Source organism: Lyngbya sp. CCY1209 (genome assembly GCF_035615495.1).
GTDB lineage: Bacteria > Cyanobacteriota > Cyanobacteriia > Cyanobacteriales > Microcoleaceae > Limnospira.
The window spans coordinates 15,721-28,455 of the sequence record NZ_JAJENU010000700.1 but is presented as its reverse complement, the minus strand read 5'-3'; the positions used below and the strand labels follow the sequence as shown (position 1 = coordinate 28,455).

Annotated in this window: 11 protein-coding genes; 3 read left to right on the top strand and 8 right to left on the bottom strand. The window is 55.5% G+C overall.

What is annotated here, in order from left to right; genetic code table 11:
• Positions 1-33 precede the first annotated feature (33 nt).
• From LKE08_RS28930 to LKE08_RS28905, 6 genes are all read right to left on the bottom strand, one after another.
• Positions 34-459 carry a CAAD domain-containing protein gene (locus LKE08_RS28930; protein WP_324707765.1) on the bottom strand — a complete coding sequence of 142 codons (426 nt, stop codon included), beginning with the start codon at positions 457-459 and terminating at the stop codon, positions 34-36.
• Positions 460-603: 144 nt separating this feature from the next.
• The gene (locus LKE08_RS28925; RefSeq protein ID WP_324707764.1) at positions 604-1,344 is read right to left on the bottom strand and encodes an ABC transporter ATP-binding protein; all 741 of its coding nucleotides are present in this window, start codon (positions 1,342-1,344) and stop codon (positions 604-606) included.
• Between the two features lie 55 nt (positions 1,345-1,399).
• Positions 1,400-2,167, bottom strand: a complete 768-nt coding sequence (gene cbiQ, locus LKE08_RS28920) for a cobalt ECF transporter T component CbiQ (protein WP_324707763.1) — start codon at positions 2,165-2,167, stop codon at positions 1,400-1,402.
• A gap of 95 nt (positions 2,168-2,262) precedes the next feature.
• Positions 2,263-2,907, bottom strand: a complete 645-nt coding sequence (cbiM, locus tag LKE08_RS28915) for a cobalt transporter CbiM (RefSeq protein WP_324707762.1) — start codon at positions 2,905-2,907, stop codon at positions 2,263-2,265.
• Positions 2,908-3,048: 141 nt separating this feature from the next.
• Positions 3,049-3,585 carry a carboxypeptidase regulatory-like domain-containing protein gene (locus tag LKE08_RS28910; protein ID WP_324707761.1) on the bottom strand — a complete coding sequence of 179 codons (537 nt, stop codon included), beginning with the start codon at positions 3,583-3,585 and terminating at the stop codon, positions 3,049-3,051.
• A gap of 93 nt (positions 3,586-3,678) precedes the next feature.
• Positions 3,679-4,560 carry a DUF4382 domain-containing protein gene (locus LKE08_RS28905; RefSeq protein ID WP_324707760.1) on the bottom strand — a complete coding sequence of 294 codons (882 nt, stop codon included), beginning with the start codon at positions 4,558-4,560 and terminating at the stop codon, positions 3,679-3,681.
• Positions 4,561-5,148: 588 nt separating this feature from the next.
• Between LKE08_RS28905 and LKE08_RS28900 the strand changes: the two genes are divergently transcribed.
• Both LKE08_RS28900 and LKE08_RS28895 read left to right on the top strand, forming a co-directional pair.
• Positions 5,149-5,589, top strand: coding sequence for a ferritin-like domain-containing protein (locus LKE08_RS28900; protein ID WP_324707759.1), 441 nt, complete (start codon positions 5,149-5,151; stop codon positions 5,587-5,589).
• A gap of 33 nt (positions 5,590-5,622) precedes the next feature.
• Positions 5,623-6,561 carry an FTR1 family protein gene (locus LKE08_RS28895; protein WP_324707758.1) on the top strand — a complete coding sequence of 313 codons (939 nt, stop codon included), beginning with the start codon at positions 5,623-5,625 and terminating at the stop codon, positions 6,559-6,561.
• A gap of 249 nt (positions 6,562-6,810) precedes the next feature.
• Here the strand turns inward: LKE08_RS28895 and LKE08_RS28890 are convergent, their stop codons facing one another.
• Both LKE08_RS28890 and LKE08_RS28885 read right to left on the bottom strand, forming a co-directional pair.
• Positions 6,811-9,909 (bottom strand): tetratricopeptide repeat protein, encoded by a 3,099-nt coding sequence (locus LKE08_RS28890; protein WP_324707757.1) that lies wholly within the window; start codon positions 9,907-9,909, stop codon positions 6,811-6,813.
• A gap of 262 nt (positions 9,910-10,171) precedes the next feature.
• Complete coding sequence (locus LKE08_RS28885; protein ID WP_324707756.1) at positions 10,172-11,938, bottom strand: ABC transporter ATP-binding protein; 1,767 nt, start codon at positions 11,936-11,938, stop codon at positions 10,172-10,174.
• A gap of 162 nt (positions 11,939-12,100) precedes the next feature.
• On the opposite strand from LKE08_RS28885, the gene LKE08_RS28880 reads away from it, so the two are divergent.
• A complete protein-coding gene (locus LKE08_RS28880; protein WP_324707755.1) occupies positions 12,101-12,553 on the top strand; it encodes a hypothetical protein in 453 nt (150 codons plus the stop codon).
• Positions 12,554-12,735 lie beyond the last annotated feature (182 nt).

The window sequence follows — 12,735 nt, the reverse complement described above, 5'->3', positions numbered from 1 at the left end:
CTTCCCCGCCCCTCATTTTTCGACCCAAACAGACTAGGATTTATTACCCAAAATCTGTTGCCTGAAAGCGTTAACTTCATCGACCAACTCTTGGCGGGTCGAGGCTTTGAGAAGGTAGCGGTAAACGAACCAGGCGGCGTATCCCATGCCGATCAACTCAAAAGTCGGAGCCAGCAGGGGGATGTCATTCAGGGCATCGACCACCGCAAACAGCACCTTGACCGTGACGATCGCCGCCACGATCAAGAGGACCGTAATAATGGGTCTTTGGTACTCTCCAAAAAAGCGAGAAACATAGCCCGGAAGTTCCGATAAAAAGACCACAACTTTTTGTTTGATCTCTTCAAATTGATCCGTTGCCGGTGCCGTTTCGGAGGCGGGGGTCATCGTCCCCCCCGCTTCCGTACTCGCGTCAATTGGGGTCGTCGTGGGGTCGGGACTCTGGGTGGGTTCTACCATGTTTGAACTCCTTACACTTCATTACAATTACAGTGCCATGATCAGACGGCTACCGAGGTATCCGGCTATCAGTAGAGACAAGAGTAGCAGTCTTGTAGCCATCGCCGCCACTGATTTTCGTCAAACGTAAAGTTCCGGACAACCTCAGCAGTCCAGGGGCAAACCGCACCGTTCCAGGGTATCGCCATCTTCCAACAGATCGGGTGTGGGCCGGTCTACTTGAATTTTTCCGTCCCCCAAAACCAGCGATCGCCCCGTGACCCGCCCCACCCAGCGGAGATCGTGGGAGGCGATCAGCAGGACTTGCACCGGCAAATCCTGCAAAATTTCGGCCAGGTGCCGCCGCCACCAGGGATCGAGGCCGTTGGTGGGTTCGTCGAGGATCAGGACCGACGGATTCAGGGCCAAAATCGTCGCCAAGGTCGCCAACCGTTTCTGGCCCCCCGAGAGTTCGTGGACGGAACGGCGGGCGCATTGGGTCAGTCCGAATTGGGCCAGCAGGCGATCGGCGCGATCGGCCGCTTCGGCAGGGGGGACGCCGTAATTGCACGGCCCGAACATGACATCATCAAAAATCGTGGGCATGAACAGTTGGTCGTCGGGATCTTGGAAGGCGAAGCCGATCTGGCGGCGGACCTCGGAGAGGGTGTCGGGTTTCAGGGGGGTTCCCCCGATCCAAATCTGTCCTTCCTGCGGCCGTTTCAACCCGATCAAATTTTCCATCAGGGTGCTTTTTCCGGTTCCCGTCGGCCCAAGGAGGGCGATGCGCTCTCCCGGCGTGAGGTCAAAAGAAATGCCTCGGAGGATAGGAGTTTCGGGGGAATAGCCGAAGACGAGATCCCGAACCGCAACGCCAATTCTCTCCGGGGGGTGGGTTCGCGTCATGGGAGCGTAACAATCGAGTGGGTGAGAGGGGGTGGGGCTCAACGTTCCAGATCCTTCAGGTGAATATCTCAAAACCGACAAATCCCGCCGCCAGACCGATACAGGTCCCGAAGGCGATCGCGCTGGGGCCGTCGGGGAAAAGTCGCAGGCGCCCGTCGGCTTCGGATGCCGTTCCGTAGCCCCGCAGTTGCATGGCCTTGTAAACTTGCTCGGACTGCTGGTAGCTGCGGATCAGCAGGCTGCCGGCCAGGGCCGCGTAGACTTGCAAATTCCGCCGACTGAGTTGCCGGGGTCGGAAGCCCCGCAGGACGGTGGCCCGCCGCATCATTTGAAATTGGTGGCCCAGCTCGAAGATATATCGGTAAGATATCAGCAGCATATCGGCCAAAATCGGGGATAAGCCCAGCGATCGCATTGCTTTAATCAGTGTCAGAAACGAGCTGCTTCCCAACAAAACGACGCCGACCGTAAAAATTGCCAAAAACCGGCTGGCGATCAGCAATACAGCCAAAGACCCCTCCCGCCACACCGTCACCGGCCCCCAGGTCCACAGGGGAGTTTGGCCGGAGAAAAAGGGCAGCAGGGCCACGACCCCGAGCAGAAATAGGCCGGGATATTGCAGCCGGGAGGCCAAAAAGGAGAAGGGCAATTTGGAGAGCAGGTAGAGGGCGATCGCGACGGCAAACATCGCCGGAATCAGCCGCGGCGTCTCCACGGCGGCGAAGGCGAACATCAACGCCAGCAGTCCGATCAATTTGGATTGGGGATGCCACCGATGGATGGGCGAATCGAGGTGGGCATACTCATCGAGCCTGAAATTCATTATAGGGAATCGGGAATAGGGAATAGGGAGTAGGGAGTCGTGACTTTTCAGATCGTGAGGTGTCGGATACACGTCCCTTTAGGGCGGGGAGGATGTCAACCCACCAACAATTCCGGTTTCACCCGACTCAAGAAACTGACCACCATCGCGGTAAAAACTCCTTCAATTCCCATCAGCGGGACGTGGGCGATCATCAGCCCGACGATCGCAGTCCGTTCCGTCTCGGTGTCGAAACCCGAGGGCAAGTTGGTGATCACCAGGGTAAAAAAGATTGTCGCCGCCAACCCCACCCCGATCGCCCCGGACAAAAATCCGAAGACGTTCAGGGCGAGGGCGTCCCCCATGCGATCGGCGAATCGGTTTCGCAACTGAAAGAGCGCGGCTGCCACCAGGGCCGGGACTCCCATGATCGTGGCGTTCACCCCCAAGGTGGTGAGTCCGCCGTGTCCGAACACGATCGCCTGGAAGATCAACCCGATCAGGATGGCAGGAAAGGCGTAGCAGCCCAAAACCGCCCCCAACAAGCCGTTGAGCACCAGGTGGACGCTGGCGGGGGGGATGGGGATGTGCAGGGAGGAGGCAACGAAGAACGCCGCCGTCAGCAAAGACGCTTTCGGAATGCCTTCGGTGGGGTTATTTTGTCGGTTGATTTGTCGGAGGGAATACCAGGTCGCCAAACCGGTGATTCCGTAACCGGCGATACAGATTTGGGCGGGGAGAATCCCCTCGGAAATATGCATAAAACTTCGCAAGTCAAAAGTCAAACGTCAAACGTCAAACGTCAAAAGTCTTACCGATCGAGAAGAGAGAAACGGTTTTCTCACGGCTCAAAAGGAGAGGCCTTTGACCCGATTTGTCGGCGGTGCGGATCGGAGCCCGCGTCAACCTTCCGATTCCTGACTCCTCACCGACCGGGTTTCGCCCGGTTTGGAGGGGGCGGGTTTGAACCGCGAAAAGAACAGGGCCGTCCCCACAAATCCCCAGATTACCGCCGCGGCCGTGACCCAGGTTTGTAGGGAATTTGATTGTAATGAAGAATTCGGCGCGATCGCATCGGTCCGGGAGCGGGTATCCCCCGCCGCTTCCGCACCGGCGGCCGGACCCACGGGGACGGCGATCAGGTCGCCGTGTCCCGCCTGACGGACCTTGACTTCCCACAACCCGCTTTTGTCGGGGTCGGGAATGAAGACGAACCGGCCCCGGCTGTCGGTGAGTCCGGTTTTCCAGGGCTCGGCCGGGTTGTCGGGGCTGTAGACGCTAACTTGGGCGTCGGCCATCGGCGTCCCCGAGTCGTAGCGGGCCTCGATCTCGACGGCCGAGGTCTTTTGATATTCGATGTTGGCCCCGTGGGCGATCGCCCGTTCCGGGATGCCGGCGGCTGAGAATAACAGCAACGGAAGGGCGTATTTCCATCTCACGTCTCAATCTCCTTCAAATTACGGCACTCGGGGCGATCATCTCATCCTCCCGGACTCGGGGGAGTTTCTTTAAGGTCAATTCCCAAATTCCGATCAGCCTTCTCCGCCACTCATCTGGGTTTCGGTGCAGTGGCCCTCCCCGACGTGGGCCAGGTTGGGCAGGATCTCCATCAATTGTTGATACTCGGCTTCGGAGAGTTGGGCTTGCAGGGTGTCGAGATCCGCGTCCACGCTGCCGTCAGTGGCCATCGCCGCGATGGGGTCAAATCCCAAGGCCCCCGTGTTGATTTCGTCGTCCGGGGCGGCTTGGCCGTCTCCAAACAGGTGGTCGAAGTGGAACGTGGCCTCCATTTCGGCCCGATCGCCCGGTTGCAATATCCCCTTGCGATCGTCCCCGACATAATCCCCGCAGGTGAACGCCAGTTCTTCGTTGATCTTGAGGGTGAAGGGCACGGTTTGGCCGTCTTTGGAGGCCGTCCCTTTGATTACCAACGGATAGCCCGCGGCCGGTCCTTCTGGGGCCGGAACCATTTTCCAAGACAGGGCGCTGTAACGTCCCGGAGGCGCTGGAACTTCGTTCACCAAAATAGTTTCGGCGTCCTCGTCCCCCGCCGCCAAATCCACCGTTTTGGATTCCACCAAACTGATGATCTGTTTGACTTGAGGTTCGCCCCCCGCGTCGGCATCGTAGGGCACCAGCGTCTCGTAAGCCCGGGCTTCGGCAAAGTTTACATAGAGATTCTCAAAGTCAATTTGCCACCCATCTTTGCTGACAAAACCCTTGCGGACGAAGTCCTCGCCGTTGGCCCGAAATTCCATCGTCCCCACCTCGCCGCCGACCGGTTGCGCCGCCGTCGTTTCGGGGGTTTGACTGTCGGAAACTTCCGGCTCCGAGGTCTGCGGTTGGGAGCAGCCGAACAGCGGGATCGGCCCCAACAACACCCAAGTTGCGATTGTGACCCAATGTTTTTTCATCTCGCACGACACGGTAGAGTTGACCCCAAGCATTATAGATAAAACAACTGGTATTTGCCACGACAATAAAAATTCGGTTCTGGCAATCCCCAGGGGGGGCATATTCGGGCAGTTTCTACCTTTCGGTAGGGCCGCGATCGCCAATCATTGGCGATCGCTTCGAGTCGAATCGTGGACAATTGATGGGTTTTATAATCCTCAAAAATGACCGAAATTTTTTCAATCAAATACCTAACCAAAATCGATGATTTGTTTTTCCGTCATATTGCTGTGGAGAGGGGGGTGTACAAATTAACCACAGAGGCACGGAGAACAGGGAGGAATTTTTGGGGTTGATGCTTGAGAATCGCGATCGCGATTTCAGACCCCAAAATGCGATCGCATCCCCAAAAACGAAATCCCGGACTTCCAACCCAACTTATTAAATTTTCCTGAAAAAACTTGACAAATACTCTATTTTGTGAAACAAGAGGGCATCGGGACAGCCCGAGTCCGAGATGTCGCAGAGCCTACAAACCGAAACTATAAAATCCTGGCATAATATTCAGGCAGTCGTTATGCGGGGTTGCCCGACGGATATTACTCAGCATGAGAGATCTTGACCAGAACAAAACAATCGAACTCCTCAATTCCATCATGGAATTCGAGTTGGCGGGAGTCGTCCGATACACCCACTACTCGCTGATGGTGACCGGGCCCAACCGCCTGCCCATCGTGCAATTTTTCCAAGCCCAAGCCACCGAATCCCTCACCCACGCCCAGCAGGCGGGGGAAATTCTCACCGGTTTGGAGGGACATCCGAGCCAAAAGATCGCCCCCATCGAGGAAACTTACCAACATTCCGTCAAGGATTTATTGGAGGAAAGCCTCGTCCACGAGAAAAAAGCCCTGGAGATGTACAAAACGCTCCTCGGCGTCGTCGAAAATGCCAGCATTTACCTGGAAGAATATGCTAGAACAATGATCGGTCAGGAAGAACTGCACAACATCGAGATCCGCAAAATGCTGCGGGACTACAGCGGCAATTGACCTGACCGATCGCCCACTGAAAAAACCGATTCCATGAACTTCAGCGACGCCCTCCCCACCTTTGCCGTCACCCTCCGAGAAGGGTTTGAAGCCGCCCTCGTCGTCGGCATCGTCATGGCCTGCCTGAGTCGAGCCAAACAGACCCACCTCAACCCCTGGGTGTATTTTGGCATCGGGGCGGGACTGCTGGCCAGCGCCGGCGTGGGGGTTTTATTCGCGGCCTTAATTCAGGGCGTCGCCGCCTCGGAAAATCCCGCCGCCCCAATTTTCGGACAGTTGTTGGAAGCGGGGTTCGGCGTCGTCGCCATCGCCATGTTGAGTTGGATGCTGATCTGGATGACGCAGCAGGCAAAATCCCTGAAAGCCGAAGTGGAAGGGGCGATCGGTTCCGTTATCAACCGCGGCGGGACGGCGGCGGGGTGGGGCGTTTTTACCCTCATTTTCATCGCCGTCTTGCGGGAGGGGTTTGAAACGGTTTTGTTCATCGTGGCGAAGTTTCAACAGGGACTCGCCCCCGCGATCGGGGCCCTGGCCGGAATTGCCGCGGCGGCGGGTTTGGGAGTCCTCCTATTCAAGTGGGGAATCCGCATCGACATCCGCCGATTTTTCCAGGTGATGGGCGTGTTTTTGCTGCTGATCGTCTCCGGTTTGGTGATTTCGGCTTTGCGGCATTTCGACGCGGCGGCGGCGTTGCAGGGGGATCTGTGTTGGGCTCAGGCGTCGTGCATTTTGGGGCCGCAGGTTTGGAATTTGCACGAGATTTTACCCGATCGCGAGTTTCCCGGCGTCCTCCTGAAAGCGTTATTCGGCTACCGCGATCGCATTTATTTAATTCAGGCGATCGGCTATTTGTTATTTTTGCTGACGGTGGGCGGCTTCTACTTCCAAAGTTTGACGGGACAAACGCCCAAATCCGAGAGATCTCCGGGCAACCAGAGACGGTTGCCCCCACAGTATGAGTCAACAGAATGAGTCAAGAGTCAGGACTCATATCAGATCGGGTTTTTGACTGATATCAGATCCGGTTATCCCCTCCCAAACCTCCCCAATCCACGAAGCGAGGATTTTTGCCACAAGAAAAGGGAATTGATTCCCGAGCGGTCTCGCATATCCGACACGTTTTTTTTCCGGGCATTCAACCGGATTTGATATGACAATCGATCTGCAATCCTCTGCAGAGGATTTTTGCTATTGGCGTGGGAATTAATTCCCGAGGGATTCTCAAGTTAATCCGAAGGCGGAGAATGCCGCCCAATAGTAGGGATTGGAGAAAGGATATTCCTGCATTTTAAAACTTGCCAAACTGGTTTTTTGGTCGTTAATTTTCTTGGAGTTTTCTTCCCCTTGAATTTTTTCGAGATAAGCCAATAATTCGACTTCGTAGGTTTCGGATAATTCGGTTTGGGATAAGCTGCGGAGGCGGATGTGAGCCTGTTGCAGGGCTTCCGCGACGCCCAATTCCCGGCGATAGTGATAGTATAATCGGGCGAAAATGGCGGTTGGAATTTCTCCGACGCACCACAAAGGCGCGATCGCAGTTGATGCCCCCATGCATAGAAAGGCACTGTTAAAATTGAGCAGTTGTTCGGTTTTGGGTTCTGAGGTTTCACCCATTGTTTGGCAGCGAGATAGAAACACTTCCAGCAATTCGGGCGATCGCCAACTCAGCAAGTGTTGCAAAGATATGGTTTCTGAAAATAGGTTGATTGGGGATGATAGGGGAGTATCGGAATTGAATTGAATGGCTTGTCCGCAATACAAAACCTGCACTTCATTCAGGAATTTTTTGTAGCGATCGCAACTCAGATTTTCACCTTTTAAATAGTGGCTCTCGGGAACCCGGAACTGTTCCGCCAACGCCTCGCATTCATAACCCGCCAGGATAGATTCCGGCCGGGAACTTTCCGCCAATCCAAAAGTCGTGGAAGTCGATAAGGTGGGGAGGTTAGAAACCGTTTGAGATCGCCCCTCCCGCACCTGGCGGGACAGATCCAAAACCTGGCAACTCGGGGCGATTTTGATCCGGAAGCGATCGCCGAGATAGCCTTCCCCGCCGGAAATCGGCAACGCCGCAAACGGACAGCAATGTAAACCTAAATGGGGGATAATTAACAATTCTTGAATGCCATCAAGATGCTCTGCAATCAGGCGATCGAGCTCTAACCGCTGCGATAATTCTGCCAACATTTCCACCATGCGATCGCGCCAAGACGACGTTTTTTCGACATCCGGTTGCAGCCAATTTTCTGCCAGCCACGCCCCCAAATTGTCCCGTCCCTGTCCCCCACAGGTGTGCCGGGATATATTGAAACTGTCGGTTTCCGCCCAAGGATCGTCTGCCTTGCCCCGCCGCAGGACGAAAACGTGGGTCGCAGCCTCCGCAATATAGACGCTCAACAGGGCAGTTACAGAATTAGAAATTAACGCCGAAATTCGGTCTGTTTCCAACGGTTGAACCCGCAGCATCCCCGCCCACACCGGATCGCGATCGCGGATCTTCGCCCACATCTTTTGCTTTTCGGCTTCCAAGCCGTTCAGCGTCACGGTTTCCGCCCGGAAAATAGCGATGTGATTCATGCGAATTCCCGCCGCCGCGAACTGTTTCATTTCCTCCGACTGGCGCCGGAAGTGGAGGGTATCCATTTGCTCTTGGAAGCGGTGATAATTGTCCAACAATTCGGTCAGTTCTTTTTCCGTCCCCCCGTACTCCCGCGAGAGAAGAGAAACCCACTTTTGAATTCGCGATCGCTCCCCGTATTCAAACGCCCGCTCCAACCCGCCGGCATCCTCCGAATTGCCATTAATATAAGCCTGTACGATGCGATCGTAGAGTCCCGTCGCTTCCGCCACAATTTCCGATCGGCGGGGAGAAGTCATCGTGCCGCTGCAACTCTGTTCCAACGCCTCGATCGCCCGAGAATACCCCTCGATCGCCAACTCCCAATTATCTTGATTAAATCCGATATCTCCCAAGTGCCGTCCCGCCGTCAGACAGTCCATCGGCAACGTCAAGGGTGTCGCTTTTTCCAGACTCTCCCGAAAGGCTAGAATGGCATCATCAAACTGTTCCGTAATTTGATAAATTTGGCCGAGATTGTTGACGGCCGTAACTTCCTGGCGGACGTCCCCCATTTCCCGGGCGATCGCCAACGCCTGCCGGTAATGTTCGATCGCCCCGGTCCAATCTTCTTTGAGTCGGTAAGTATTGCCCAAATTCATCAGGGCCGTCCCTTCCCCCTGCGGCGACGGAATTTTTCGCGCTATTTGTAAGTGTTGTCGGTAGTAGGCGATCGCCTGGTCGAAATCCCCCTTCAACTGATAGGTGGTGCCGATATGACTGAGGCTGTTGGCGACCCCGAAATCGTAATTGATGCCACGGGCAATTTTGAGAGCCTGATGGTGGGCGACGGTGGCGCGATCAAACTGTCCCAGCGCCGCGTAGGCGCTGCCCAAATTGGCGAGAAAATTGGTTTCCCCGAACCGGTAGCCGAGCTCCCCCGCCTTCGTCGCCGCCCCTTCGATGTGGGCGATCGCTTCTTCATAACGGCCCAAAGTCGAATACAATTGACCGAGGCTACCCAATATGTTCACCTCCCCAAATCGATAATTCGTTTTTTGGGCAATTTCCAAAGCTTGCTGGTAGCCGAACAGCGCCTGATCGTGCTGCCCGACGGCATAGCAGACGTGGGCGAGGCTGCTGTAGGCGTTGGCTTCTCCCTGGGGATATTGCATTTTGCGGGCAACGGCGAGACATTGTTTGTGAGCTTCGATCGCCTGTTGGTACTGTCCCAAAGAATGGTAAACATTCCCCAATTTGCCCATGCAATTAATCGCCCCCCGGTGATTGTTCACCTCCTGATACAGGACCAGAGCCTCTTGCCAAGAGTTGAACGCCTCCTGGAACTGGTTGCCTTGAAACTCCTGGACCCCCCGCTTGAACAGTTCTTCCGCCTTCGACTGTTTTTCCGCCGCCACTTTTGGATCGAGTTGCGGTTGGGGCGGTTGGGGCGGCGGCGTCTGGGGAGTGGGGGCGGGTTGCGGTTGGGGCGGCGGCGGCGGCGCGACGGGGCGGTTTTGTTCAATCCAGGTGGCGATGCTTCCCGCCGCTTCGATGCGATCGGCCATTTCCCTCAACCGTTCGGCATCTTCCTGACAATTGCGTTCGATGAGGGTGGCACAGACTTCGCGGAGGAATGGCACGAACTCCTCGTCCGCCAGGATGCCCAGGTGGGAATTGAGGATTTCGGGAGATTGAGCGTCAGAGTTGATGAGCAAGCTGTAGACAATTTCGTAATACGTCTGTTTGATCGTGTTGTCCATTGCGATCGCGATTGAATGTTGGTTTCGGCAGGTGAGACACCCTTCTATCCGGGGTGAGAGGACCCCGCAAAGTCCCGAACTGGAACGACACCCGACCGCCACACCGACAGGTTGCAATCCGGTTTTCTCCCAAAACTGTATACTATTTTCCCCCGCGATCGCCAGTCCGCCACCGTAGGGGGTGGGGAAAATGAAAAATGAAAAGTGAAAAGTGAAAAATGACCGACTCCCTAATACCGACTCCCGACTCCCTAAATTTCCACTAACTAAATTGTTGCGAGTAAAAATAGGCGTAGCGATCGCCTTTTTTCAACAATTCCGCGTGGGTGCCCGACTCGACAATTTTACCGCCCTCCACCACCAAAATCCGGTCGGCGCGGCGCACCGTCGCCAGTCGGTGGGCGATAATAAATACCGTCCGCCCCTGCATCAGCCGTTCTAAAGCCTCCTGGACCAGGGTTTCCGACTCCGAATCTAACGCCGACGTCGCCTCGTCCAAGATTAGAATTCTCGGGTCCAGCAATACCGCCCGGGCGATCGCGATTCGCTGCCGCTGTCCCCCGGAAAGCGTGATTCCCCGTTCCCCAACCACCGTTTGATAGCCCTCCGGTAGCTGGCTGATGAAGGGGTGGGCGTTGGCGATTTTGGCGGCCTCCTCCACCCGTTCGAGGTCGTAGTCGGCCCGTCCGAAGGCGATATTTTGGGCGATCGTACCGGAGAATAATATCACTTCCTGGGGGACGATGCCGATCTGGCGGCGGAGGCTGGGCAGGGTGACGTCCCGGATGTCGATCTCGTCGATGCGGATCTCCCCGGATTGGCGATCGTAAAAGCGGGGCAGAAGGCTGACAATCGTGCTTTTTCCGGCTCCTGACGCGCCCACCAAGGCGACCATTTCCCCCGGTTGGACTGAAAGATTAAAATTGTCGAGGACGGGCAGATTGGGTGCGAAATCCCCCGCCCCGATGCCGGCTTTTTCCCCGAATGTCGGATAGGTGAAACAGACGTCGTGATATTCGACTTTTCCCTTGACGTGGGGGAGCTCCCGGGCGCCCGGTTTTTCGACGACGGTAGGTTGGATGGCGAACAGTTCAAAAATGCGATCGCACGACGCCTGACCCTGTTTGAATTCGCTGTAATTGCTGGTGGTCAAAGAAATCGGATCGATCAACAACGCCACGGCCGTGACGTAGCTGATAAAATCCGTCCCGGTGATGTGACCTTTGGAAATTTGCCACCCCCCCAAAAAGAACAAAAATATCACGCTCATCGCCTCCAAAAAACCGACAACGACGAATTGCAACGCTTTGATTCGTTCGGCCAAAAATCTCGCCCGCCGGTTGTGTTCCGCCTCCAGAGAAAACCGGGACACTTCGTAATCTTCGGCGGCGAAGGCTTGCACCAACCGGATGCCGCCGAAAACTTCTGTCAGCAGGGCGGATAAATTGGAAATGCGGGTTTGGCTGTGGCGGGTAAAATGGAGGAGACGTTCTCCGAACCAGCCGATCAAAACCGCCATCAGCGGGGCGATAATTAAAGTCGCGAGGGTGAGTTGCCAGTTGATATAAATCATGTAGCCGAGGACGACGATCAACTGCAAAATGCAGGGGATAAACTGGTGAAAAAACTTGTTGATCACTTCCCCGACGCGATCGATATCTTCGGTGAGGCGGTAGGCGAGATCCCCCGTTTTTGCCGTTTCAAAATAGCCGACATTCAGCCGGTGCAGATGGCGGTAAGCCTGCTTTCGCAGGTCGAGGGCGACGGTGAGGGCCGCTTTCGCCATCAGGGTGTCCTGGCCGTATTGCACTGTACCACGAATTAGGAATATAATTGCCGCCACCCCCGCCAATTGAGCGATCGCCCCCACCTCTCCCCGGCCGATATACCCCGCCATCCGACCCATCAGCCAAGCCAGCAGCGGCCAAAAAACCGTAAAGGCGAGGGTGCAGACTAATGCTTTGGCGATGGTTCCGGCCTGGGGGCGGATGTAGGGCAGCAGTTGCCAATAACTGGAGGTTTGTTTCAAGGGGAATGACAGATCTCGATACCACTTCTTTAGGGTATCAGGTTTGGGGTTCCGGAAACTGCCAATCCGGAGTTGAAGTTGGCGATCGCATTCTCTGTAACAGCCACCGAGAGGTTACACTATTTTTATTCCTGTTACCTGCCGTATTTGCAAGGGGGGGAAATGAATGAGAAATTGACGCCGGAACAGTTCAACCAACTCGTCGCCGAAGTCGATCGCCTGTCGCGGGTTCGGGACGCAGAACTGGATCGAGAACAGGTGAAACAAATTTTGCAGGAACTCCACCTGCCGACGGATCATTTAGACGAGGCATTGATGCAGGTTCGTCGCCGGGAAGCGTTGGCGAAGGAACGACGGCGGCATCGTTTTCTGATGGTGGGATTGGGATTAGTGTTCGTCGGAATTGCCGGGTTGGGGTCGTTCCAGTTTCATCGACAACGGCAGGCGTTCGCAGCCGTTTACGCCAATCCCAATCAAAGCCGTCTCACCTTGGAACGATACGATCGCACCCACGACTTTAAAGTTATCGAACGCCAAGGATATCCCACTATTTACTATCAAGTAAAACTACAACAAACCCCCGTCGGCCGACAACTGACCTGGGGGTGCAATTAGACCAATCCCCTGGGTCAACTCGCCCACCAAAATCGCTACCAAACCCGCCCCATCGAAAAAAACGTCTGGAACACCCGCTGCCACCAGTTGGACGCCAATTCCCCGCCGGGAACCTGGCGAGTCGAGATGTTTTTGGGCGATCGCATTCTGAGTCAATCCGAATTTACAGTCGAGTAAATAAC

Coding starts and splice junctions, on each gene's coding strand:
- cbiM (WP_324707762.1), bottom strand. CDS start 2,907: ATGCATATTTCCGAGGGGATTCTCCCCGCCCAAATCTGTATCGCCGGT.
- LKE08_RS28890 (WP_324707757.1), bottom strand. CDS start 9,909: ATGGACAACACGATCAAACAGACGTATTACGAAATTGTCTACAGCTTG.
- LKE08_RS28900 (WP_324707759.1), top strand. CDS start 5,149: ATGAGAGATCTTGACCAGAACAAAACAATCGAACTCCTCAATTCCATC.
- LKE08_RS28905 (WP_324707760.1), bottom strand. CDS start 4,560: ATGAAAAAACATTGGGTCACAATCGCAACTTGGGTGTTGTTGGGGCCG.
- LKE08_RS28925 (WP_324707764.1), bottom strand. CDS start 1,344: ATGACGCGAACCCACCCCCCGGAGAGAATTGGCGTTGCGGTTCGGGAT.
- LKE08_RS28930 (WP_324707765.1), bottom strand. CDS start 459: ATGGTAGAACCCACCCAGAGTCCCGACCCCACGACGACCCCAATTGAC.
- cbiQ (WP_324707763.1), bottom strand. CDS start 2,167: ATGAATTTCAGGCTCGATGAGTATGCCCACCTCGATTCGCCCATCCAT.
- LKE08_RS28895 (WP_324707758.1), top strand. CDS start 5,623: ATGAACTTCAGCGACGCCCTCCCCACCTTTGCCGTCACCCTCCGAGAA.
- LKE08_RS28880 (WP_324707755.1), top strand. CDS start 12,101: ATGAATGAGAAATTGACGCCGGAACAGTTCAACCAACTCGTCGCCGAA.